Source organism: Staphylococcus casei (genome assembly GCF_030294405.1).
Classification (GTDB): Bacteria; Bacillota; Bacilli; order Staphylococcales; family Staphylococcaceae; genus Staphylococcus; species Staphylococcus succinus.
Window position 1 is genome coordinate 2207334 of sequence record NZ_CP125718.1, and the last position, 25510, is coordinate 2232843.

Consider the following 25510-nt stretch of genomic DNA (forward strand, 5'->3'; position numbering starts at 1 on the left):
ATTACACAGTGTTTTCCTTTTTCTAAATCATAGCATCGCGCTACTAGTTCTTATGTATATTGTAAGTTTATAGAAAAAGCTAGCGTAAGCGATAAAACCTACACGCTTTACTCTAGCAATTGTCTCTTAGCTTAGTATTTTTATATTTAACTCATTACCTTTGTCTAAATCCTTATTATTTCAACATTTCTAATTGCATTCTATATTCAATACCATGGAAAAGTTGATTTAACCAATTTGTATATTTAATTAAATTCTTTTCAGCATTTTCAATATCGATAAATTGAAATTTCAATTTTGCACCCTGTGGTTTTTGTCCTATTTTAGTTAAATGATAACTTGCAATTGTTCCTATTTGAGGATAACTGCCTAATGTATAATGATCATTTAATAAAATAATTGGCGTTCCATCTCTTTTTACTTGTATCGTACCTCTTTGCACAGATTGATGTGCCGGCATATCTTCATAAAATGCTTTTACGGGAGCACCTTCAACTAACATACCTGCTCTATTTGCTTTGCTAGTCACTTTATATTCATCAAGAACAAAGCGATTCAGTACATCTTTTTTGAAATCTTCTGTCCCTTTATTTTTGATTACATGGAATACATCGGACATATAATTGAAAGAAAGTGCATAGCCATCAATACCCCAATCTGTTTCATGTTTATCTTCTAAGTTTTCGAAGAGTTTATGATGGCGTTCTGTATAATTACGCTTCATATTAACTTCGTCACCTTTTTGCAACTGACGCCCATGAAATCCACCAATTTGTGATTTGAAGTCGGTTGAAGTAGATCCTAACCACTCATCTAATTCAAAACCACCGCCCACAGCTAGATATACTCTAGATGTACGACTTGTCTCAGTAAAGACGAGAACATCACCTTTTTCCATTAAATATAGTTTGTTAGGGATGATTTTCAGATTTTCTGTTTTAGCTTTAAAATTACCACCACTAAGTGCAATTAATGTAGGTTCGGTAAAACGTATACGTGCCATTCTATTTGTCATTTCTAACGTTGCTTCTCGTTTATCGTTCGCCACAAGTCTATTAGCTATTTCATGTGATAATGGGTCCAATGCGCCACCAGGAATCACACCATCATGTTCATATCCTTGGCGACCAAAGTCCTGAAAGCTTGAAAATAAGCCTTCATCTTCTATTATAATTGACATGGTTTAAAGCCTCCTAAATCCAACGCTTCTTTTGTCGTAGGATTAAATGTGACATTATCGCCTAATTTTAATTTAGTAAATTCTGTTTGATCAGGATTAAACAAACGAACTGGTGTATATCCAATAACTAACCAATCTCCGTATGTATCAGTTGTAGTAATCCCCGTCTTTTTGCCTTCGATAATAACTGATCCAGCAGGTATAAAACTTTTTTTACCACCAGTATGATTTACAAATAAACGCTTTGTCATTCCAGTTAAATACGGAAAGCCAGGTGAATAACCCATCATGGAGACAAAATAAGTCGATTTTGTATGTAACTTTATAAATTTATCCATATCCATCTTATAATGAGCAAGTAAGGTATCTAAATCAGGTCCAAATGTTCCACCATATATAACAGGGATCTCCACAACTGTTGTACTTTTATCCTCATGTTTTATTTCTAATTGCACCGATTGCATCAATGCTTTCATATATAAAAAGGGAGAGATAATATGGTGATGCTTGATCATGTCTCGGGCATCATAACAAATCATCATATCTGATTCTGTTGGTACAATTTCTGTAATAAATGGATAGTTTTTTTCAACTAAATAATTTTTTAAAGCTAACAAGTCTTCTGTTAAATCCTTAGAGACCTCTTTTTCTATAGAAACCACTATAGCTTGGTCACCTTGGCTATATATCTTCATAGATTCACCTCATAAATTGTTACTAATGATAAAATACATTGAGTCCCTGAACTATATAATTCATCAGCGCTTTCACTAAAAAATAGACAAAAATAAACTGAATGATACAAAAAATTGTGACAACAATTTGTGCAATGAAAACCCATTGTTTTTTTAGCAAATGATTAGTAATCCATTTCGTAAGCACAGTTAACATCATAATTGTCAGTAACCATATCAATATCATTCTCTTGCCTCACTCACTGTCTATAATATGCTCTGTTATTATTTGACTTCTTCGTCAGTTAATCTTATATCTATTTCAAATTTTTATTAAAATATATTGTCGTTGTGCTTGGTAACGATTATAAAATGATACTGTATTCAATCATCTATACGCGGTTCATTGTTTAAGCTATTCATTTTGATATAACTTTTTCGCATTTTGGCTATATCTCTGTCATAGAGCTTATACCATTGTTTACGCTTTCTATATTCTATAGATAAATCTCTACCTCGGCAACCTCTCGCAAACTATTTATTAGAAAAACCTGAATCTTTTCTAATTGTAATTTTTGTTTAAACTCTTCCACATCATAGTCTTTTTGCTGTAAAACGCCTTTTTCTATGAGCGATTGTCTCATACACCCTCGCAAAAAATCATGATTATATTTGGGCGTATAATAATGGTTTTCTTCCTTAATCATAATATTACCGATATCAAATTCTAATATCTTCCCCTTTAAATCATATAATAATATAATATCTGTTTCATGATTATGATCTAAATGTGTTCTATCTGTTGTCTTATTTACAATGACACTTTCGCTTATATTATTGCTCATTTGACTGAGCTTGGCCGTAAAGTTCATTTTGGTTGAGAGTTCTGCTACGACATAATCAAATGTTCCATTGGCATCCACTAAAATTTTCACACGGAATGCGCCTACAGAATACGTTTCAACTAATTTGTAAATCAAAGCATCCCAATTTATTTCATTAAAATCAAAGTCGAGTTGCTTACACGACGCTTTCATTCTATTTTTATGATAAGATAGGCGCGGAAATACACCTGCTTCTAATCGCATAGTTTCAAATAATTGCATTATAACCTCTCCAATATTTTAGTTTTATCTTTAAATTCTTGAACCTCTAATTCAGGTATAGAATCAATCGTTATACCTGCACCAACGCCATAGATTGCTTGATTATTCAAATATTGAATACTACGTATCGGCACATTAAAGATAGATTTACCATTGGGTAACAGTAAGCCGATTGTTCCACAATATATATGTCTTGGCACTTGTTCTAATAATTTGATATATTTCATCGTATTTATTTTAGGTGCACCTGTTATAGAGCCACAAGGAAATAGTGATTCAAGCACTTGCATGAGTTGTGTTTCATGACGTAATACCCCTGTAACCGTTGTCGTCATTTGAAATACGGTATTATACGCTTCGATATGAAAAGGCTTGTACACTTTAACCGTCCCTGTGTTAGCAATACGGCCAATATCATTACGTAATAAGTCAACAATCATCACATTCTCCGCTCTATCCTTTGCAGAGTGGGCTAATGTTTGTAGATTTTCTTGGTCTTGTAGTGCTGTTTCACCTCTAGCTATAGTCCCTTTCATAGGTTTGCTCAATAAGACATCTTCCTGTTCTCCAAAAGGCCCACGTTGGAAGAATAATTCTGGGGATAATGAAGCGACTTGTATCTCTTCTGTGTCTATAAGTGCTGAATAAAAGCCATTATTTTCACGTTGTAATACTTCATACAACATATAAATAGGATAGTGAATATCATCTATCAAACGTGTCGTGTAATTCACTTGGTATGTGTTACCTTCTATGATTGCATCTTGCACTGCCTTAATATGATCTATAAGTGTCTCCTTTCCTAAACGGAATTGAAAATTACATTTCGCTATGTATGACCTCTCACGTGTTATTGACGTACCTGATTGTTCAGCAAAAACATATGCTGCCCCATAAATATAAACCCCTTCAATAGGCGCAGTTTCCATTTGACTATTAAAAAACGGTGCTGCTTCATAAGGCAAGTATAGCGCTACGTAATAACCTTCTTTTTGCTTAGTTTCAGCATAGCGAATCACTTCTCCTACTTGATCCAACGATTCCGCTATTTTTTGACCGATACAGTGCGTGAAAGTATACTGATGTTGTTCGTAATTGTCTTCATCTAATAAATATCGATAATTATATTGGATTTGCATGATAGTCCTCCACAATTTCTATGAATAATGCGATTTGAGCCATCCCGAACTCACTTAATATGGATTCCGGATGATATTGTAAGCCATATATCGGTAATGTTTGATGTGCAAACGCCATAATGATACCGTCACAATTCGATGCTGTTATTTCTAGAACAGCGGGAAAAGTTTCCGCATTTGCACACAAAGAATGGTATCGCATCACATTAAACGACTCTGGTAATCCTTTAAACATACCTTTGCCATTATGATGGATGCGCGTAGTATGACCATGAATCGGTTTACCACTCTTGATTATATCTCCATCATAGTAAGTAATAATCTGTTGAAATCCTAAGCACACACCTAACACCGGTATAGATGGTGAAAATATTTTCAATAGCTCATTTAAAATGGGATAATCATCTGGTGTACCTGGACCTGGTGATATCACAATCGCCTCCGGTGAACATAACCTTACCTTTTCAATTGATAGACGTTCAACATCTATCACTTTTACTTCTCCGCTGTATTCTTGCTCAATATAATCTACAATGTTATAGGTAAATGAATCTTTATTATCAATCATTATGATCATCGTATCACCTCTTTGAGTTACTTTTATCAATCCATTATACTCATTATCCCAAATATCAACTTGCTTTTACAACGTAAATATATTATTCTAGTCACGGTATAAATTGAATATAAAGAGGTTCCTAGCTGATACCCTCTATAAAAAACTAGACACTTGAAAAACGTCTATCTTTTTATGGAGATAGACGTTTTTTTGGCGTCATGATGGATAGAAAAGAGAAGCTAGTAAGACAATATTAAGGAGTGCAAGTATTTATGACGCAACACACATTAAATAATAATAAGGCAATTGTAGTTTTCAGTGGAGGACAAGACAGTACCACATGTCTATTTTGGGCAAAAAAACATTTTGATGAAGCCGAATTAGTTACATTTGAGTATGGTCAAAGACATAATACCGAAATCGAAGTTGCTAAACAAATTGCTCAAGAGCAAAATCTTAAGCACCATGTTTTAGACATGTCCTTACTTTCTCAACTCACACCTAATGCTTTGACACAACACGATTTAGAAATTGAAACGAATGAAGACGGTGTGCCTAATACATTCGTACCTGCCAGAAATCTCCTATTCCTTTCTTTTGCTGGCGCATTAGCGTATCAAACAAATGCAAAACATATCATTACTGGTGTGTGTGAAACAGATTTTTCTGGATATCCAGATTGTCGTGATAGTTTTATTAAATCAATGAATGTTACATTATCCCTATCGATGGACAAAGATTTCGTGATTCATACACCGCTAATGTGGTTAGATAAAAAAGCGACATGGTCATTAAGTGATGACCTTGGCGTCCTAGATTATATTAGATATAATACTTTAACTTGCTACAATGGAATTGTTGGCGAAGGTTGCGGAGAATGTCCAGCCTGTCATTTGAGAGCACGTGGTTTAAATACCTATTTAGAAGAAAAAGGAGCGGAATAGTATGTTCCAACAAAATTATCCTAGTGTTCAACATCCTTATTGTTTTGAATTAAATAAAGATTTTAACTTTTCAGCTGCGCACTATATTCCAAATGAAGACGCTGGAAAATGCATGCGTACACATGGTCACACGTACTTTGTTAACTTAACGATAGCTGGTGATACATTAGATCATAATGGATTTTTAGTGAATTTTAGTGATTTAAAAAAACTCATACATGGTCAATTTGATCATTACTTACTGAATGATTTACCTCAATTCAAAGGTAAAAGTCCTTCAACAGAAATCGTCGCACAAACGATTTATGAAATGGTCCAAAAATCATTAGATGAGCGAGACAATCAACCCAAATGCCTTCAAGTCTATGTTCGAGAGACTCCAACGAGCTATGTTGTTTATAGACCAAAGGGGTCATCACATGAGTAAGATACCAGTATTAGAAATATTTGGTCCAACTATACAAGGGGAAGGCCGTGTTATTGGACGTAAGACAATGTTTGTTCGGACAGCAGGTTGTGATTATCGTTGTAGCTGGTGTGATTCAAGTTTTACGTGGGACGGCAGCGCCAAAGATGATATACGGATGATGACTGCAGAAGAAATCTATACTTCCCTTTATGAAATTGCTGGAGACTCATTTAATCACGTAACCATCTCAGGAGGCAATCCTGCGTTGATTAAAGGTATACAAGACCTAGTAGATCTCTTTGATTCAAAACACATTCAAAGTGCCTTAGAAACGCAAGGGAGCAAATTTCAACCGTGGATGACACAAATTGATGATCTGACGATAAGTCCTAAGCCGCCAAGTTCAATGATGAAACCTAATCTACTTATTTTAGATGAAGTAATTGCACAATGTATACCCGAGTCATTAAACTTAAAAGTTGTTATTTTTGATGATGCAGACTATCATTTTGCTAAAATGATACACCATCGTTATCCTACGATTCCTTTTTATTTACAAGTGGGTAACCCATACTTAGATGGTGAACACGTGGAATCACACACAGAAAAATTATTATCTTTATATGAATCGCTTGTGGATCGCGTGATGGAAAGCAGTGAAATGAATAATGTTTATGTTTTACCTCAATTACACACCCTCTTATGGAGTAATAAAAAAGGTGTTTAAATTGAGTATTTCATGTGATGCGTTGTATAATGCTCTTTGTCCATACAATGCGTCACTTTTTTATTTAGTGGAATTTAGCACTATACATATAATATTCATTTATAGTAAAAGCCTTTATATTCAGCCATTCGGACTAACATCGCTGCGACACTTAATATGTATATAAATAATTTGAAATTAAAGAATTTGATTGAATATTTAACAAAACTTTAAATAATTAAATGTTATCAAATGAATAACTTTATCTTAATTGCTATAATATTGCAGTGAAGTATCTAGGTTAGGAGAGCAACATGCTAATTAATATAATCATAAATATAGCTGCGGTATTAATCATTCTCGGAATTGATTTATATCGTCAGAATTACAAACAACTTAAGTTTAGCTCTATACTCATTGCATTGACTATCAATGCCATTATCAATTTATTTCTAATAGGAAAATTTGATTACATTGCCTTATATACATGTTTTCAATTCATTCTTTGGACAATATTACAATTATATATAAACTATAAAATTCAAACCCATGTCATCACACAACAAAAATTTATTGCTATGATTCTTACTATTATATTAAGTACTTCTTTGATACTTACGTATAACACGAGTCATGACTCTTACTATATGTCTATACCATATTTGGCGCCAGCCATCTTTATGATTGGTGCAATTATACTATTCTATAGTACCTTCAAACCGCAGGAAAAAGAAAAGATTAAAATATTAACTCGTATTAAACGCCCAGTTCTTACAGGCCATTTACTTATTGTCATCTCCTGTATCGTTATGACACTTTTAACACCTTATTGGTATGCCTTCCTACTAATAAATTTAATTTTTATTTTGTTCATATTATGGCAAAATATATTTTCTAATCTAAATGATTAAGATAATATATTTTGTGGTATATATTAACAGTTAAAACAATTATAAAGGAGGCAAAATCATATGGGCTTTATACTTATGTTAATTATCGGTGGTTTAATCGGTTGGATTGCCGGCGGTATTGTCGGAAAAGATATTCCTGGTGGTATTTTAGGGAATATTATTGCAGGTATCGTTGGTTCAGCACTTGGTTCATGGTTACTTGGTGATTGGGGTTGGCACCTAGGTGGCATTGCTATATTCCCAGCACTTATCGGTACGATTATACTAGTTGCAGTAGTTTCCTTTATTGTAGGTAAATTACGCAAAAAAAAATAAGGCTTTGAAAAGAGGATGACTCCTTGATAGTGTCATCCTCTTTTTTATCTTTTAAAACAAAAAATCAACAAAGCCGTTAAAGACTTTGCTAATTTTTAATTATCTATGATTTACTAGTTCCTTTTCACGTGCTTTCGCTGTGTCTGTGTCATCATAACGATAATGATTACGTTCTACCTCATCATCTATGCTAGTCTCAATATCATTATTAATATCTTGTTTTGCTACTTTACTTGGGCAATTTAAATTGGATGCCTGTACAATATACTTCGGTCGTTGTTTCACTTCGTAATAAATACGTCCTATATACTCTCCAACGATACCAATTGAAATCAATTGTATTCCGCCCAACAATAAGACTGCTGCAATTGTAGAGAAATAGCCTGGTGTTTGAATACCATTAATCACTATGCTAGCAAATATAAAACCTATATAGAGCAGACTTATGAAAAAGACAATCAAGCCAAGATAAATCATTGCACGTAATGGTTTATTATTAAAAGAAATTAATCCATCTATACCATAATTTAATAATTTGCCAAATGACCATTTTGATTCTCCATCTTCTCTTTCTACATTTTCATAAGTAAATACTTTTGTATTATATCCTATCCATTCAAATAGACCTTTTGAGAAACGATTATATTCATTGAGTTCAGTTAACGAACTCACGGCTCTGCGACTTAATAATCTAAAATCACCAATACCGTCTTCTAATTTTATATCCTCAACAAAATGATTGATGGCTTTGTAATACATTCGAGTCAATAATTTTCTAGATTGTTTTTCGCCTTTTCTATCTCGTTTTGCAACCACTTGATCATAGCCATCCATATAGCCCTCTATCATCTGAGGAATCAATTCAGGGGGATGTTGTAAATCGGCATCAATCATAATTACAGCATCACACGTTTTACTATGTTGATATCCTGCAATCATTGCTGATTCCTTACCAAAATTACGGCTAAACGAAATAAATTTTACATGTTGATCCTTCGTAGCTATATCTTGAATATAATTTATCGTCTTATCTTTACTACCATCATCTACAAACAATAAGTCATAATTATATTGATGTTTTTGACTATCTTTGGACAATATTTCTTTTAACCGTTGATAAGTCTTTAATACTACTTCACCTTCATTATAGCAAGGCACTACTACTCTTATTTGCATACCTAAACACCTTCATTTCAGTTACTTCAAATTCACTTTACCAATTTTCACCGTTATTATGCTATTGTAATCAATTATATTTACTCAATCTTTATATTGCCTTAATATTCATGAATAAAACTTAATCTCTACATAAACTTTTTAAAATACAGCATAATATTTCACGCATGCTATTTGGTATTAAAATGCTGGAACTTTTCTTTTTAGTATTACAAAATCTAATAGTATATAAACTCTTTTGTCAAAATTTTATAACGGATTATAACTAATTCACTATAAAATTATAAAATGTAACTTAAGCTTATCAATTTTCACTGTCATTTCAAAATAAAAACCATTATTTCAGCAACTAAAAAGACTGTCTACTTCATATTTTATGAATAGACAGCCCTTGTTATATATAAATTAAGTTATTTTAAAGTACCTATGCTTACATTTTCTGGATCATTACCTTGGCGGTCGCCCCTATCTAAACTATCAATTTCTGCGATATCCGTTAATTCTAAATTAAAGTCAAAAATATCATAATTTTCTCTAATACGTTCTGGTGTTTTAGATTTAGGGATAATGAGGCGATTATGTGCTAAATGCCAACGCAATACAATTTGCGCAGGTGTTTTGTCATATCGACTAGCCATGTCGGTTATAAGATTATGCTCTAACAGTCCTTTGTTTCTCATTAATGGCATCCATGCTGTTACAGCAATATCATGTTTATCACAAAAGTCTTGCAGTTCTTGTTGGTTAAAATATGGGTGTACTTCAATTTGATTAACGGCCGGCACTACATCCGTTTCTTCCATTAATTTCTCTAAATGATGTTTATTAAAATTACATACACCAATGGCACGAATCTTGCCATCTTCATATAATTTTTCCATTGCTTTATAGCTTTCAATAAATAAACCATCAGCTTCACATGGCCAATGAATTAGGAATAAATCTAAATAATCTGTGCCTAAGTTCTCTAATGATTTTGTAAAAAATTCAATAGTTTGATCATATCCTTGGTAATCATTCCATAATTTAGATGTTATAAATAAATCTTCACGTTCTATATCAGCCTTTTTCAAAGCATTTCCTAAAGCAATTTCGTTTTTATAAAAATATGCAGTATCGAATGCACGATATCCTGCCTCCAAAGCAGTTGCTACAGCAATATCCATTTCTTCTTCTGAAATTTTATATACTCCAAGTCCAACTTTTGGCATAGGGTAACTATTATTTAAATAATATGTATCATTGATCATGGTGATGCCCCTTTCAACACATTTAATTTTATTTCTAAGGTATTATATAATATTCTAATACGCTTTTCATGAAAAATATACTATACTGCCTTGTTATACATTAAATTGAATCAATCATAGTCACACAATTATATTTCGTCTTATACCGATAAACGCATTCCGCCTCTCCTCTAATATTGGTATTAATTCATATTCTAGAGCGCAGCATTTGTACCTTATACATAACAAAACACCCTATCAAACCATTAGTATCAACAGTTCGTAGGGTGTAAATATCATTTAATTATTTATCGTTATCTTCTTCATCTTCGTCTTCTTCAAGTGTTGGACGCGTATCATTATATTCAAATTTTAATATTACATTGATGATTTGATGATTATCTATTTCTGAAATGACCCAACGATCATATTCTGTATCTACAAAATCATTTTGTTGTAAATTTGTATTATGTGCTTGTAACCAACCACCAATTGTATCAATATCATCAGAATCAACAAATTCAATACCAAACTGATCATTTAAATCATCAAGCAACACACGACCATTAATTTGATATTTATCGTCACTTAATTTGACAACATCATTAACTTCATCATCATCAAACTCATCGCGAATTTCACCGACGATTTCTTCTAAAATATCTTCCATAGTTAAAATACCAGCTGTACCACCGTACTCATCGATAATAAGACTGATGTGCACGTGTTCACGTTGCATACGGATTAAAGCATCGCTAATACGTGTAGTTTCTGAAATCATAGGTAAGTCATGAATATAGTTACTTACTTTAATTTGCTTACCTGAAGCATATTCTGTTAAAAACTCTTTCACATTTAAAAAGCCTTTCACGTGGTCCTTATCCCCATCTTCTGTAATAGGGTAACGTGTGAATTGATGTTCTTTAATTGTATCTAAAAGTTCGTCTACATTAAACGGTTCATTTAACGTAATCATTTGTGTACGTGGAACCATGATATCTTTGGCATGACGTTCATCAAATGAAAAGATATTTTGCATATAAGCTAATTCAGTCTGATTAATTTCTCCACCGTTATAACTATTGTTGATTATAATTTTTATTTCTTCTTCTGACATTGCATCATTATTAGCATCTGGATCTACCCCAAACATACGTATAATCATACGCGCTGAACCATTCATTAACCATATTAATGGTTTCATAACGATACCAAAGTAATACAACGGCCTAGAATAAAGTAACGCTAATTTTTCAGTATGTTGAATTGCTAACGTTTTCGGAGCTAACTCGCCAAGTACAACATGTAGATACGTTACAATAATAAATGCAACGATAAATGAAATCGTTGTTGTTAATGCAGCGGGTAAATGAATGGCTTCAAATAATGGATGAAGTAATTTATTAAATGTTGGTTCACCTAACCACCCTAATCCTAAAGATGTCACTGTAATACCTAATTGACATGCGGATAAGTAATAGTCTAAATTTTTCACCATTTTTTTGACTACACGTGCGCTACCGTTGCCTTCTGCAGCGAGTTGCTCAATTCTTGTAGTTCTGACTTTCACTAATGCGAATTCCGATCCTACGAATACAGTTGTTAATGCTATTAAAAGAAAAAATATTACTAAGTTCATTATGGTCACTGTTTCCAATTAGTTCCCTATTTCTAGGGATTCACCTCCAAATATTGTGTCACAATAGGTGACGTTTCATAAAATTTTTCGTGCTTCTTCACTATAATGTTATATACTAAATCCTTCCCATTGTAACACCTCCCTAAAAATGCGCATTTCCTTTATCTTATCACACTGTTACCTTGCAATCTATTTTATACTTATTAAAATTTCATTTGTTCAACTAGACATTTAAACGTAAATTTTAATTTGAGTCAACTTTTTGAATTAAATATTTTTTAATAAGTAAATTGAATGATTGTTGTCACACTGTTTTATTATTTTTCAAAATTATGAATTTGTCCCTCTTTAATTGTTGTTTGAACATTGATTTCATCATCAACAATAACGATATCCGCATCTTTTCCGACTTGCAAACTACCTTTTTGATGATTAATATCTAAAGCAATTGCTTGATTCAAACTAGTTACACGCCAAAGATGCTCTAATGTATCTCCTGTATATTGGATTAAATTCTTCAAACCTTCGTTCATTTTCAAAATACTGCCGGCTAAAGCACCCGTTTCTAACCGTGCTTCTGAACCTTTTACAATCACGTTTTGACCACCCAAATCGTATTCTCCATCGGGCATCCCTTTTGCTCTCATTGCATCAGTAATTAAGAAAAATCGTTTATTTCCTTTTTGTTTATAAGCGATTTGAATGGCTGCTGGATGTGCATGTATGCCATCAACGATAAGTTCTGTACTTAATCCATCATTGGTCCATGCTGCTCCAAACAGTCCTGGGTTTCGATGTTCAAAAGGCGTACCTGCATTATATAAATGTGTCACATGCTTTGCACCATTGTTAACGGCCTTATTTGCTTCTTCAAATGTAGCTACTGTATGTCCCATAGAAAAGCGAATCTTATCATGTAAAGCCTTCAATATTTCTTCTGCACCTTCAACTTCTGGAGCAAACGTGATGACTTTTATTTGATGATTAGCAGTAGCCTGAAATTGTCGTATCTTTTCTATAGTAGGTCTCTGAACATATTCAGGATTTTGTGCCCCTACTTTATGTTCAGAAATAAATGGACCTTCTAAATGTATACCGACGATGTCCGCTGTATTTAATTTATCTTGTTGTTGCTGATAATTGACGATATTTTCTAAGGCCTTAGTAATATTCTCATCTGACTGAGTCATTGTCGTAGCCAAGAAGCTTGTTGTCCCTTCAGATAATAAAGACTTAGCAAGATGATTTATACCATCAAATGAGGCATCCATTGCATCTTCGCCATACCCGCCATGAATATGAATGTCTATAAATCCTGGTAAAATATGTTGCCCTTTAGCATCGTACTTAGTCAATTTACCTTCGTATATACCTTTACCTACACCAGCGATTTTCCCATCTTTGACAATGATATAACCGCGTTCTATCGTTTCGTATTCCGTATAAATACGTCCATTTTCAATAACATATTCAGTCATTTCCATACCTTCTTTACATTGATTTACTTCAATACAGTCGATTTCATACTTTAACCTTATTTTACCAAACTTCGTTAGCTTATTATATTCAAAAGTGTCTCCTGAATGATTTAAGACTCAAAAAACCAGAAGAACACTCATTTACCCATGAGTTCCTTCTGGTCTTTATCGTGTGCTTGTAAAATCTTATTTATTATTCGTTCATAGCTTGTGAAGCACGAATTTCATCTTCACTTAACTTCGGTTTTAGTAAGCCATACATAATCGCTGAAACAATTGCGCCTACAATAATTGCGATTAACGATTGTAAGACATGACTAAAATCAGTACCGATAATTACGAAAATACCACCATGTGGTGCTTGAATCGATGAGCCTAATCCTAATGCAATCGCACCTGCAATACCGGACCCTACCATCATTGACGGAATTACTCTTAATGGATCTGCTGCAGCATATGGAATCGCGCCTTCAGTTATAAAGGATAGCCCCATCACATAGTTTGGTACGACAGAACCTCTTTGTTCTTTTGTAAATTTCTTTCTAAAAATTAACATTGCTGTTGCAATCGCAATCGGTGGAACCATACCACCAATCATTGCTGCAGTGATTGGTGCTGCATTACCTTCTGTTAACGCTGCTGTCGCAAATACGTACGCTGCTTTATTAAAAGGTCCACCCATATCGATTGCCATCATAGCACCGATAACTAACCCTAATAACATGATATTTGTTCCTGAAAGACTTTCTAATCCATTAAGCAATAAATTATTTAACCATGATGCTGGTGGGTTTAACACATAAATCATCAATAAACCTGTAATAGCTACTGAGAACACAGGGAAAATTAACGTAGGTTTTAACCCTTCTAATGCTTGTGGTAAACCACTAACGGCTTTCTTAATACCTTGTGTGAGGTAACCTGCTAAGAAACCAGCAAGAATACCACCAATAAATCCTGAATCACCTGAAACTGCCAACATACCTCCGACTAAACCAGCTGCAAAACCTGGTTTATCAGCAATACTACGTGCTATATAACCAGCAAGGATAGGAATAATTAATGCAAAGGCACTCTTGTTCCCAATATTCCAAAGTTGTTCAGCGAATGGATTATGTTCAGAGCTTTTTGGATCAAATGAGTTTGCACCAAATAAGAACACAATCGCCATTAAAATACCACCGGCAATAACAAGCGGTAACATATTTGAAACACCATTCATTAAGTGTTTATAAATCGTTTTACCTACACCTTGTTTCTCATTACTTTCTGCTTGACTATGATTTTTATTACCACGTGCCACAAAAGGTTTACGTGACGTATCTTGAGCCATATTAATAAGTTCTTCCGGTCGTTTTATGCCGTCTGCTACAGGTACTTCTACAACATTTTTACCGTCAAAACGATCCGTTTCTACATGTACATCGGCTGCTACAATTACGCCTGAAGCTCGATTAATATCCTCCTCAGTAAGGTGATTTTTAACCCCTCCAGATCCATTCGTTTCGACCTTAATTTTAACGTTCATTTTTTCAGCTTGTTTCTTCAATGCATCGCGGGCCATATAAGTATGGGCAATACCGGTTGGACACGCTGTAACTGCTAATACGTAGGGTTCATTTTCATCTGTTGCTGCCGATGTAGTCACAGCTTCTGTTTCCGCTTCTTCCTCTTCAGTTGCTTCATCATCAGCTTTATCAATAATTTGCAATACTTCTTGGGGGGAAGCAGCATTAAGTAAATCTTTACGAACATTTTCGTCCATTAAAACACCGGACAATTTCGCTAAAGCATCCAAATGTGTTTGCGCTCCACCTTCTGGCGCTGCAATCATGAAGAAGAGATGTGCAGGTTGCATATCTAAACTTTGGTAGTCAACACCTGCTTTTGATTTCCCAAAGGCAATGGCAGGTGTCTCTACAGCTGCTACTTTTGCATGTGGTATCGCAATACCTTCTCCGATTCCTGTAGTACTTTGAGATTCTCTATTATGAATAGCTTCTTTAAAACTTGTTAGATCATTAAGTTTCCCAGCTTTGTCTAACTGATTGACTAATTCGTCAATGACACCGTTTTTATCATTTGAAGTAAGGTCCATCGCAATTGTATCTTTTGTTAATAATTCGGTAATTCTCATAGTTATACACTCCCATCTAGTGTCTTAATCTTCACTTGTGCTTTAATTTCTTCAATAGCATGTTCTGTAGCTAAATCATCATTAAATGCTGTCGCTGTTCCCGCTGATACTGCCTGTTTAAATGCATCTTTGATTGTAAGTCCCGTTTCAAGTCCTGCAACCATACCCGCGACAGTACTATCTCCTGAACCAACCGTATTGACTACATGTCCATTAGGTACAATAGCCTTATAACTATGTTTATCATCTACATAGATTGCACCATCACCTCCAAGAGAAATAATCACTGATGTTGCGCCCATGCCTAATATTTCACGTGCATAGTTCATAACTTCTTTATCAGATTGAATCGATGTATTAAACATTACTTCTAATTCGTCTTTATTGGGTTTGATAAACAGTGGCTTGTATTTTAAAACTGTTTCAACTAAATCTTTTTCAGCATCTACAACTAATCTTGCCCCAGTTTCTTGAGTAATTTTTGCAATTTGTTCATATGCATCATTTGGTACACTTTTTGGAATACTTCCAGCAACAATAACTGTATCTTGGGCTGAAGTATGCTTGATTTGTGTTAACAGTGTTTCGAATTGTTCAGTCGTTATTGTAGGACCCGGAGCGTTAATTTCCGTTTCATTATCTGTTTTTAATTTGACATTAATACGTGTGTCTTCAGTCGTTTTTACAAAATTCGTATTAATATCTGCTTTTTGTAATGTGTCTTCAATGAATTGACCTGGAAATCCTCCAGCAAATCCTAACGCTGTAGATTGAATACCTAATGTTTTTAAAACTCTGGATACATTGATCCCTTTTCCTCCAGCAAATTTGTAGGTTTCAGTCGCTCGATTTAGTCCACTAAGTTCAAAATCTTTAGCAAACATTATATAGTCAATAGAAGGGTTGAAAGTTACTGTATAAATCATAATGTTCCTCCAATAAAATTGTATTTTTCAGCAAAGCATTTAAATGTTGTACTTTCTATGGCCTTTTTTGAAGTTATTAAAGTAATTTCTTCGTTTAACAGAACATGAGCAAAATATACTTTGTTAAATTTAGAATGATCAACAACTACAAAATTCTGTGCGCCTAACTCCATGGCTTGATTTTTGATAACTGCTTCATGTTCATCTGGTGTTGTTAAGCCATATTTTAAATCAATGCCATTCATCCCGACAAAAACTTTATCAAAACGATAGCGATTTAATGTTTTTATTGCACTCGATCCTACTGTGGCAAAGGTCGTTGATTTAACTTCTCCGCCAAGTATAAGTGTTCTTATACCTTGTTTTAATAATTCTTCTACGTGGGTAAGACCATTGGTCACTACAATGATATCTTTAGCTTTAATGTAGGGAATAATTTCCAAAGTTGTTGAACCAGCATCTAAGTAAATACAATCATTATCTTCAATTTGACACGCTGCTAGTCGTCCGATTTCTTGCTTTTCTCTGAGGTTGGTACTTCTCTTATCTGCTAAATTAGGTTCTAATACAGATGATTGATTGAGTGTTGCACCACCATGCACTCTTTTTAATTTTCCCATTTGTTGTAGCTTAGATAAATCACGGCGTATAGTTGATGCACTACATCCAGTTCGATCAATAAGCTCTTGTAATGTTAAAAAGTCTTTTTCTGACAGTTCAGTCAATATTACTTCATGGCGTTTTTCCGTAATCATTACTTCACCTCATCTCCATGTTATTATAATGTTTCCGCTTTCTTTTTTCAATCACTTTTTCCCAAAAACAATCAAAACCAATCACTTTTTTAACCTTAATATTCAAATTTCTGTCAATTTTCTATCTTTAAATTCTTTATAAATCATAAAAAAACGCAAAGACATAAACGAGTTATGCCTTTGCGTTATTAATTTAAATATATTTTCCTAAGCATGTACTACAGGTGCAACTTTTGCTTGTGTAGCTTCAATTAAGTCTTTTACTGCTATGTTAATTTGCATGCCTCTTTCTCCACCACTAACATATATTTCATTTAAATTTACTGCTTGTTGATCAATGATTGTTGGAAATAACCGCTTCATTCCAATGGGTGAACAACCGCCCCGAACATATCCAGTTACTTTCTTTAAATCATCTAAAGGCATTAGATGAAGTTTCTTTTCATTTATAACTTGTGCAGCGGATTTCATATCTAATGAATCATTCACTGGAATAATAAATACAAAGTGATCATGATTAGTATTTTCTAACACTAATGTTTTATAAATTAATTCAATATCAACACCCACGCTTGCAGCTACAGCCTCACCCGACATATGCTCGTCTGAAACTTTGTAACGATTCACTCCGTATTGAATATGTTGGCGATCTAATATACGCATAGCGTTTGTTTTCTTTTGCTTCATTTTTTCAACACCTCATATCAATTCACTGCTGGTTAATGATGTTATACATGTACATGACAATTCATTTTACGCGTTGTTAGTGACTATCTAAATCTAAAGTTTTGATAAATGCTTTCAAATCTTCGCGCATTGCATCATCTTTTAATGCGAATTCTATTGTTGTTTTTACAAAACCTAATTTTTCTCCAACATCATATCGATCACCTTCAAAGTCATATGCAAAAACTTGGTCATCTTTATTCAGTCTTTCAATAGCATCCGTAAGTTGAATTTCTCCTCCTGCGCCGGTGCCTTGAGTTTTTAAGTAATCAAATATATCCGATGACAGTACATAACGACCCATAATCGCTAAATTTGACGGGGCTGTGCCTGGTTTAGGCTTTTCAACAAATTGTCGCACTTCATATTTTCTGTCAACTTTAGTTAAAGGATCAATAATACCGTAACGATGGGTTTGATCTGCTTCAACTTCTTGTACTCCAATCACGGATTTGCCTGTATCTTCATAAGCATTAATCAATTGTTTAATGGCAGGAGTATCAGATTCAACAATATCATCACCAAGCAATACTGCAAAAGGCTCATCTCCTATAAATTGACGTGCAGAATAAATTGCATGGCCTAATCCTTTTTGTTCTTTTTGTCTAACGTAAAAAATATTTGCTAACTCTGTAGAAAATTTTACTCTTTCAAGTAAATCTGTTTTGCCTTTCGTTTCAAGAATCATTTCTAATTCTTTTTGGTTATCAAAATGATCTTCTATAGCTCGTTTATGTTTGCCTGTTACTATTATAATATCTTCGATACCAGCGTTAGCAGCTTCTTCAACTATGTATTGAATTGTAGGTTTATCTAAGATTGGTAACATTTCCTTAGGCATCGCCTTTGTCGCCGGTAAAAACCTTGTACCTAACCCAGCTGCAGGTATGATTGCTTTTTTTATTTGTTTCAAAGTACCCACCCTTTCTATTTACATTGTCAACTTCTATTAATAATGAAATATTTCCTATATAGAAGTAACACATTTAATTGATGTTATAATCATAACATTGATAAATAACTCTTAATACTTATTCATACCACGTTTTGTATTAAAAAATAATTTATTCTTTAAAATAAAATGCTACCCATTATATATTACCGGGGTAGCATTTTTATTGATTTTAATATTTTAAATCCTATTTAATTCTCAAAATTTATTTTGAATAACAATACAGTTCATTTTTCACACTATAGATATTGTTAGTTTTAACATATGATTCAATCAAGGGGAATCATCTTCATAATAATTAATTGAGCGCTGGTTGACGTATAACGTCGCCAGCTTTATTTACTATAACTTTATATTCTTGTTTCGTTTCCGAATTCCAAAACGTATAAAACATGCCTTCTTTAGACTCTTTAACTTTTTTCAAGGTTGCATTAGTGCCTAGTTTATCCACGGCATATTTTTGCGCAATGACTTCAGACTCCTGTGGTGATAAACATGGTTTATTGGGTCCATGGTGATCTGTTACACGATAGGATCGATCAAATATATGTGCCTGATTATCTTCATTTACAGTAACTCTATAATACATATGCGGTTTATCATTATTTTTAAAGGTGAAAATATAATAATAAGTCCCTTGACAGGTGCTATCGATACCATAATCATTATATGTATTAGAAGTATCATTATCACGATTAACCGTGGTTTGTGCTTCTTTTAATGCAGCGGAAAATTGTGGCAAGTTAGATTTCCCAACCTCATTATTTTTTAAATTGTGTGTTGTCAGTTTGGCTATAGGTACATAATTTTCAGCATAATATGGCTCTTTTCTGTCCTCATTCTTTTCAGTATCTTTCATTGCTGCACTGATTGAATGATTTGCTTTATGATTGGCTTGTTCCTTAGCTTTCACCACTTTATGCGAATCTGAAAAACTAGAAATTGACTCATGCACTTTAGCAAGTGCCTGCTGATTCGTAGCAAGAAATAAAAGAAACGCTAAACAACAAGCAAGAAAGAGCGCCATAGTTCCCAAAGTTAAATTCTTCAAATCGTTCTCCTTACCCACATTTCTGTTAACATTTCTTTATATATTAGCACATTATTTTAACAAAAAAGTTATATAGGCTACAATTTAAAACAAATGTAATCTCTGTTACACAAATATTACGCAAAACCTTTTTTCTTAATGTTTATGACATATTTGATTAAGATAAAGAAAATATTTCCTTATCTTATCAAAAAAAGCTCCACCTGTACGTTCTCACTTTTAAGTGTCTACTTTCAGGTGGAGCGTATCAATAAACACGCTTCTTTTTGATTTTAATTAAGTTTTTTGCCACTTGGCTCTGATTGCTTTTTCTACGTAGATAACAAGTATGCCTAGTAACATAACAACGACTGACATGTATAATGGAAATTCAAAGTTAACATCATACAATGTTCCTGCTACTAAAGGCCCTATAAAGTTTCCCATACTCGTAAAAGTTGAATTTAATCCACCAGCGAATCCTTGTCGATCTCCAGCAATGTTAGAAAAGTAATTTGTAATCGCTGGACGTATCATATCAAAACCGATAAATACAACAAAGCTGATTAACATAATAGACCAATAACTGTGTACTAAGGTTAATCCAAGTAAAATTAATGCAGAATATATTAACGCATAAGTGATAAATGTAAGTTCTTTAAAATATTTCATAAACTTATCAAAGAAAAACACTTGGAATACTGCACCGAATATACCACCACCTGTAATTGCAATCGAAATATCCAATGGTGAATAATGTGCCTTATCCGCTGTATATAGTGGGAACAATGTCTCAAATGCTGATAAACCAAATGCCAATACAAGCGTTAAGATAATTGGTGTTAAAAACACCTTCCAATTCATTTTAGTTAGTAATTCTGGTTGATATTTTGTAAAACCATCTTGTGTTTCGTTTTTAGGATTTTTAATTAATACGACTGAAAGTACTAATGCTAAACATCCACTGAAACCAGCTACAAAGAACGGTAGTCTATGAGAAAATTCAGCTAAGAAACCACCTAAACCAGGACCTAAAATAAAGCCGGAATTAATAATTGCTGACATATAACCAAAATTTTTCGCTTTGTCTTTACCTTTTGAAAGATCTGCAATCATACCTGTAACACCTGGCATGACCATTCCTGCACTAAAACCACCAAGAATTCTTGATACAATTAGGAGCGAGAAAGTATGGCTGACCGCAAATAAAAATTCTGAAATTGCAAAAAGTGCTAAACCTATACAAATAATTAATTTTTTGCCTAACTTGTCAGCAAGTGTACCTCCAAATGGTGAAATAATCATTTGCGCCAAGGCAAATGCTGCAACAAGCACACCTAAATCGCTACCATTCAATCCTAAATCTTTCAAATAAACTGGAAGAACTGGGACGATTAAACCTATACCTAAAAAGACTAGAAAAATATTAAAATACAAAATTACAAATTGCTTATTCACGTTTCTCCCTCCATTCGTAAGAATACTTATAAAATGCTTCACTCATATGGTTTTAGTATAACTGACGAAAGCACAATATTAGAACAGTTTATACTATTTTTCTTACAAAACACAATAAAAAAATCTTATTAAAACACAATTATACAATCACCAGAAAATTACTTGTATAATAAAGGTGTAATTTAAAATTTTGGATGGGGGTTCATTTATGATATATCAAGTAGACGGAAAAACAATTGTACTCGTATTAGAACAAGGCGAAGACATCATAGAAGCGGTTACAGACTTAGCAAAAGAACAAAACGGTAAGTTTGGCACAGTTAGTGGTATTGGTGCTTGTGATGATGTTGAACTTAACTTCTATAACATAGAGTCCAAAACCTATGAGAAAAAAAGAATACAAGAACCTTTAGAATTAATTAGCTTGTTAGGTAATATCTCGCACATCGACGACAAACCTTTTGCACATCTTCATGCGACTTTTGGTACAAACCAATATGAAACAGTAAGTGGACATCTTACAAAAGCAATCGTATCTGCTACGGCCGAAATCGTTATCCATATGACTAACTTAGATATAAATCGTAAACATAATGAAACTATAGGACTTAACCTACTAGACCTATAACTGTATTCACTACTCTCAAAATGAATTGATCTATCATACAAAGACTGATGCATTTATAAATATATAAGGTCACAGTCTTTGTATTTTTCACATTTATAACTATCTCATTATTTTAAAATAACCCTACTTATTAATATCAATCATTCATTTCAACATTTTCTTTTCATCTTTTTTAATTAAGTCAATCGTATATTAACGACTGTAATCACGCTACATCAAGTTTTATTTTTTACAACATTTTATTTTTTATCATTGAAATTTATATCTGAAGCTTGTATCATGTAGTCTCATATTGCAAAATTACGGTTTTATGTTCCCTTGATTTCCATAGGATAAGGGAAAATTTTGTTGACCTTTTAATTTATCAAATTCATTACTATCTTTTAGCTAGTGATTTTCAATATAGTTTTAAATGCTTTATTTTTGAAGGAAAGTAGGTGTACTTATGAATGCTCGTTATATAGCTAGATCAGCCTTTCTTATTCTAATCATTATTTCAATTTTCTTTAATAGTTATTATAAATTTATGACTTTAAATTTATTTCTAGCATATGTACCATTTGAATTATGCTTACTATTACATTTGTTTAAACCGAAATTTAAATTTGAATGGCCACTGTTTATAATCTTCTCTCTTATTTTCTTATTTATGGTGCCTAACACGCTTTATATGGTTACTGATTTGATTCATTTAAATCAATTTACATTTAATTTTTATAGAGGCTTGCTATTAATAGAATGGGCATATTTTACTTTTCTTGTCGCAGCCGTATTACTTGCACTTTACCTGTTGATTTTAATGTTTTTAGAAATGGAACAATTTACGCATCATATATGGCTAAATAGAAGTATTATTGGGGCTATGATGTTTCTCAATGGTCTAGGCATTTATATTGGTCGTTTTTTACGATTACATTCTGTTTATTTAATTAATGAACCGCTTCGTATTTTTCACGAAGTATGGTCAAGTCTAAGTTTGACTGCTTTATGCTTTGTACTATTGTTAGTTGCTTTACAAATATTATTATTTTCTTTTGCGAAAGGAGTACGAAGTGCAAAATGACATTAAATATCATAATATTGCTTATTGTGCTTATCGTATCCCAATTGATTATCGGACACCTTTTGCATGATATTGGATTTTCTTACACTCATAGCATCATATTGATGTGCCTTCCCTTAGGCATTGGATTATTTTATCTCCAATTATTTTATTACGAACGTCAATTTCCTAAATGGAATGTGCCTATAAAAGTAAAATTAAGATTAAAATACATGTATATTTTGACCTTTTTCGAATATGTTGCACTATACATCTGTATTTTCAAGATGTAATTATACACAAAGAGAGCTATCAGCGTTTAAAAGCTGATAGCTCTCTTATTTAATATTATCGATAATATTATTATTGTTTTAATGATTGTTTTACTTCTACTACAGAATCAGCAGAGATTTTTAATTGTGCTTGTTCTTCTTCCGATAATTCTAATTCAACTATACGTTCAATGCCTTGTTCCCCTAATACTGTAGGTACACCTAAGCAAATATTAGAAAAACCATATTCGCCTTCTAATAATGCAATACTTGGTAATAAACGTTTCTGGTCCTTTAAGATTGCTTCTAACATACTATATATGGCAGAAGCTGGCGCATAATAAGCAGAACCATTTCCAAGTAGTTCTACAATTTCAGCACCACCTTTTCTCGTGCGCTCTACAATATGTTCTATTTGCGCTGTGTCTAGCATTTTATTCAAAGGTACGCCGTTAACATTTGTAGAGTGAATCAAAGGCACCATAGTATCACCGTGACCTCCCAAAACTAACCCTCTAATATCTTTAACAGATACATTTAATGCTTCTGCTATAAAGGTTTGGTATCTCGCTGTATCTAAAATTCCAGACTGACCAATCACTCTTTCTTTAGGGAAACCAGAAGCATTGATTACAGCATATGTCATCGCATCTACTGGATTCGTTAAAACAATAATTTTACAGTTTGGGGAGTGCGTAACAATTTCTTGTGTAACATCATACATTACTGCTTCATTAACTTGTACTAAGTCGTCTCTACTCATACCCGGTTTACGTGGTACACCAGCAGTTATAACAACAATATCAGAATGAGCTGTATCCTGATAATCGATGGATCCAGTTACATTGACATCAAATCCATATACCGGACTACTTTCTAATATATCTAGGGCTTTTCCTTTAACCTGTCCCTCATTATGTGGGCGATCAATAAGCACGACATCTGCCAACTCTTGTTGAGCAATTATAAATGCTAATGTAGCTCCCGTGTTTCCAGCACCTATGATTGAAACTTTTTTCTTTGCCATAATATCCCCTCTAACGTCTTTAATATATTTATTATAACATCTCGTTTTTAATAAAGAGTTATGTATGGCTTGAAAGTGCAATTCAATTTAATTAACTAACACTATCACATTTACTTATTCTATTTTTGACGTTTTAGCCATTTCCATATCAAGAATATGATTAAAATTGCTAAAACAATATAAATAATACGTGAATAAACGTCCATATAATTAACAATAGTATGCCAATTACCACCAACAGCTTGGCCTAAATAAATTAGCACCACGTTCCATATAAGTGTTCCAATCGTTGTAAATACTATAAATAAAGGCAAGTTCATGCGTGTTAACCCAGCTGGGATTGAAATCAAACTTCTCAGTAATGGTACAAAACGACAGAAGAAGATTGTCCAATAACCATATTTTTCAAACCATCCAATGGTCTTATCTAAATCCTTTGTCTTCACTCGTAAAATTTTACCGTAACGGTTAATGAGTCGATACAAATTACGCTCACCAATCCATGCGCCAATACCATATAAGACAATTGCTCCAAGCACTGAACCAATTGTCGAAGTAATTGTTACACCAACAAAACCTAATTCAGATTTTGTTGTCATAAATCCTCCAAAAGTTAAAATTATTTCAGATGGGATGGGCGGAAAAACATTTTCTAAAAAGATTAAAAATGCTATCCCCCAGTAGCCAAACTTCTCCATAAATTGTGTAATCCAGACTTCCATTTAATCCCCCTAAAGTATAAAGTCATATAACATTGACCATTGTATTCTAATGATTAAAATAAATTATTTGTCTTTGCGTATAAATAAAGTGATAAACCAAATAAAACAAGAGACATCACAGTAAGTATTAACGCTAAAATCGTCGTACGTTTATAATGTTTTATAAATGATACAAACAATAGGCCGCCATTATATAAGAAAAACAGCCCAAATAATGTCATCATTATATTAATATCTGGATAAGCTATATTGAGTATTGCTACGATTAGTGCAAATACTAAAAATGGAAAGCTTATAAAGTTTCGTTCAAACTTAAGTTGACTTCTACGTTGTGCTTCGTTCTGATTACTCATTTTTTACTCTCCTCCAA

At 33.2% G+C, this 25510-nt stretch carries 27 protein-coding genes; 8 read left to right on the forward strand and 19 right to left on the reverse strand.

What is annotated here, in order from left to right:
- Nucleotides 1-175: 175 nt before the first annotated feature.
- The 5 genes from QMO72_RS10730 to QMO72_RS10750 all read right to left on the reverse strand — a co-directional run bounded on the left by QMO72_RS10730 (nt 176) and on the right by QMO72_RS10750 (nt 4676).
- Nucleotides 176-1180 (reverse strand): 5-oxoprolinase subunit C family protein, encoded by a 1005-nt coding sequence (locus QMO72_RS10730; protein WP_103266769.1) that lies wholly within the window; start codon nt 1178-1180, stop codon nt 176-178.
- Nucleotides 1168-1875 (reverse strand): 5-oxoprolinase subunit PxpB, encoded by a 708-nt coding sequence (gene pxpB, locus QMO72_RS10735; protein WP_103266767.1) that lies wholly within the window; start codon nt 1873-1875, stop codon nt 1168-1170. The genes QMO72_RS10730 and pxpB overlap by 13 nt, the downstream gene beginning before the upstream one ends.
- Before the next feature lie 476 nt (nt 1876-2351).
- Nucleotides 2352-2960 (reverse strand): aminotransferase class IV, encoded by a 609-nt coding sequence (locus tag QMO72_RS10740; RefSeq protein ID WP_103266764.1) that lies wholly within the window; start codon nt 2958-2960, stop codon nt 2352-2354.
- Nucleotides 2960-4099: a chorismate-binding protein gene (locus QMO72_RS10745; protein ID WP_103266763.1), complete on the reverse strand. Its 1140-nt coding sequence runs from the start codon at nt 4097-4099 to the stop codon at nt 2960-2962. Before QMO72_RS10745 ends, QMO72_RS10740 begins: the two co-directional genes overlap by 1 nt.
- Nucleotides 4083-4676 (reverse strand): anthranilate synthase component II, encoded by a 594-nt coding sequence (locus tag QMO72_RS10750; protein ID WP_103266761.1) that lies wholly within the window; start codon nt 4674-4676, stop codon nt 4083-4085. Before QMO72_RS10750 ends, QMO72_RS10745 begins: the two co-directional genes overlap by 17 nt.
- 254 nt (nt 4677-4930) lie before the next feature.
- On the opposite strand from QMO72_RS10750, the gene queC reads away from it, so the two are divergent.
- The 5 genes from queC to QMO72_RS10775 all read left to right on the forward strand — a co-directional run bounded on the left by queC (nt 4931) and on the right by QMO72_RS10775 (nt 7943).
- Nucleotides 4931-5602 carry a 7-cyano-7-deazaguanine synthase QueC gene (queC, locus tag QMO72_RS10755; RefSeq protein ID WP_103266760.1) on the forward strand — a complete coding sequence of 224 codons (672 nt, stop codon included), beginning with the start codon at nt 4931-4933 and terminating at the stop codon, nt 5600-5602.
- A 1-nt stretch (nt 5603) separates the two neighbouring features.
- Nucleotides 5604-6029 (forward strand): 6-carboxytetrahydropterin synthase QueD, encoded by a 426-nt coding sequence (gene queD / locus QMO72_RS10760; RefSeq protein ID WP_103266759.1) that lies wholly within the window; start codon nt 5604-5606, stop codon nt 6027-6029.
- Entirely contained in the window at nt 6022-6738 is a 717-nt protein-coding gene (queE, locus tag QMO72_RS10765) for a 7-carboxy-7-deazaguanine synthase QueE (RefSeq protein ID WP_103266757.1), read from the forward strand. Before queD ends, queE begins: the two co-directional genes overlap by 8 nt.
- A 293-nt stretch (nt 6739-7031) precedes the next feature.
- On the forward strand, nt 7032-7628 hold the full coding sequence (locus QMO72_RS10770) for a hypothetical protein (protein ID WP_103266756.1): 597 nt from the start codon (nt 7032-7034) through the stop codon (nt 7626-7628).
- A gap of 60 nt (nt 7629-7688) precedes the next feature.
- The gene (locus QMO72_RS10775; protein WP_069823563.1) at nt 7689-7943 is read left to right on the forward strand and encodes a GlsB/YeaQ/YmgE family stress response membrane protein; all 255 of its coding nucleotides are present in this window, start codon (nt 7689-7691) and stop codon (nt 7941-7943) included.
- A 99-nt stretch (nt 7944-8042) separates the two neighbouring features.
- Here QMO72_RS10775 and QMO72_RS10780 read toward each other — a convergent pair whose 3' ends face one another.
- The 11 genes from QMO72_RS10780 to norA all read right to left on the reverse strand — a co-directional run bounded on the left by QMO72_RS10780 (nt 8043) and on the right by norA (nt 21449).
- On the reverse strand, nt 8043-9119 hold the full coding sequence (locus QMO72_RS10780; RefSeq protein WP_103266754.1) for a glycosyltransferase family 2 protein: 1077 nt from the start codon (nt 9117-9119) through the stop codon (nt 8043-8045).
- A gap of 410 nt (nt 9120-9529) precedes the next feature.
- Entirely contained in the window at nt 9530-10369 is an 840-nt protein-coding gene (locus tag QMO72_RS10785) for an aldo/keto reductase (protein ID WP_103266753.1), read from the reverse strand.
- A gap of 283 nt (nt 10370-10652) precedes the next feature.
- The gene (locus QMO72_RS10790) at nt 10653-12005 is read right to left on the reverse strand and encodes a hemolysin family protein (RefSeq protein ID WP_103266751.1); all 1353 of its coding nucleotides are present in this window, start codon (nt 12003-12005) and stop codon (nt 10653-10655) included.
- A gap of 299 nt (nt 12006-12304) precedes the next feature.
- Complete coding sequence (gene nagA, locus QMO72_RS10795; protein ID WP_103266750.1) at nt 12305-13465, reverse strand: N-acetylglucosamine-6-phosphate deacetylase; 1161 nt, start codon at nt 13463-13465, stop codon at nt 12305-12307.
- 193 nt (nt 13466-13658) lie between these two features.
- Nucleotides 13659-15602: a PTS fructose transporter subunit IIABC gene (locus tag QMO72_RS10800; protein ID WP_103266749.1), complete on the reverse strand. Its 1944-nt coding sequence runs from the start codon at nt 15600-15602 to the stop codon at nt 13659-13661.
- A gap of 2 nt (nt 15603-15604) precedes the next feature.
- Entirely contained in the window at nt 15605-16528 is a 924-nt protein-coding gene (gene pfkB / locus QMO72_RS10805) for a 1-phosphofructokinase (RefSeq protein WP_069823558.1), read from the reverse strand.
- Entirely contained in the window at nt 16525-17283 is a 759-nt protein-coding gene (locus QMO72_RS10810; RefSeq protein ID WP_046837154.1) for a DeoR/GlpR family DNA-binding transcription regulator, read from the reverse strand. Before QMO72_RS10810 ends, pfkB begins: the two co-directional genes overlap by 4 nt.
- Before the next feature lie 207 nt (nt 17284-17490).
- Nucleotides 17491-17970, reverse strand: coding sequence for a Cys-tRNA(Pro) deacylase (gene ybaK / locus QMO72_RS10815; RefSeq protein ID WP_103266748.1), 480 nt, complete (start codon nt 17968-17970; stop codon nt 17491-17493).
- 76 nt (nt 17971-18046) lie between these two features.
- Nucleotides 18047-18922, reverse strand: a complete 876-nt coding sequence (gene galU / locus QMO72_RS10820; RefSeq protein WP_103266746.1) for a UTP--glucose-1-phosphate uridylyltransferase GalU — start codon at nt 18920-18922, stop codon at nt 18047-18049.
- A gap of 337 nt (nt 18923-19259) precedes the next feature.
- Nucleotides 19260-20012, reverse strand: coding sequence for a hypothetical protein (locus tag QMO72_RS10825; RefSeq protein ID WP_103268092.1), 753 nt, complete (start codon nt 20010-20012; stop codon nt 19260-19262).
- Nucleotides 20013-20288: 276 nt separating this feature from the next.
- A complete protein-coding gene (gene norA / locus QMO72_RS10830; RefSeq protein WP_069823554.1) occupies nt 20289-21449 on the reverse strand; it encodes a multidrug efflux MFS transporter NorA in 1161 nt (386 codons plus the stop codon).
- Between the two features lie 208 nt (nt 21450-21657).
- Here norA and QMO72_RS10835 point away from each other — a divergent pair, with 208 nt between their 5' ends.
- From QMO72_RS10835 to QMO72_RS10845, 3 genes are all read left to right on the forward strand, one after another.
- Entirely contained in the window at nt 21658-22077 is a 420-nt protein-coding gene (locus QMO72_RS10835) for a PPC domain-containing DNA-binding protein (RefSeq protein ID WP_069823553.1), read from the forward strand.
- 445 nt (nt 22078-22522) lie between these two features.
- Entirely contained in the window at nt 22523-23140 is a 618-nt protein-coding gene (locus QMO72_RS10840; RefSeq protein WP_071331409.1) for a DUF1361 domain-containing protein, read from the forward strand.
- On the forward strand, nt 23137-23412 hold the full coding sequence (locus QMO72_RS10845; RefSeq protein ID WP_063410204.1) for a hypothetical protein: 276 nt from the start codon (nt 23137-23139) through the stop codon (nt 23410-23412). The genes QMO72_RS10840 and QMO72_RS10845 overlap by 4 nt, the downstream gene beginning before the upstream one ends.
- Before the next feature lie 70 nt (nt 23413-23482).
- Here the strand turns inward: QMO72_RS10845 and mdh are convergent, their stop codons facing one another.
- From mdh to QMO72_RS10860, 3 genes are all read right to left on the reverse strand, one after another.
- On the reverse strand, nt 23483-24418 hold the full coding sequence (mdh, locus tag QMO72_RS10850) for a malate dehydrogenase (protein WP_103268093.1): 936 nt from the start codon (nt 24416-24418) through the stop codon (nt 23483-23485).
- Between the two features lie 119 nt (nt 24419-24537).
- Nucleotides 24538-25140: a DedA family protein gene (locus QMO72_RS10855; protein ID WP_069823550.1), complete on the reverse strand. Its 603-nt coding sequence runs from the start codon at nt 25138-25140 to the stop codon at nt 24538-24540.
- A gap of 53 nt (nt 25141-25193) precedes the next feature.
- Entirely contained in the window at nt 25194-25493 is a 300-nt protein-coding gene (locus QMO72_RS10860; RefSeq protein ID WP_103268094.1) for a hypothetical protein, read from the reverse strand.
- Between the last annotated feature and the right edge of the window lie 17 nt (nt 25494-25510).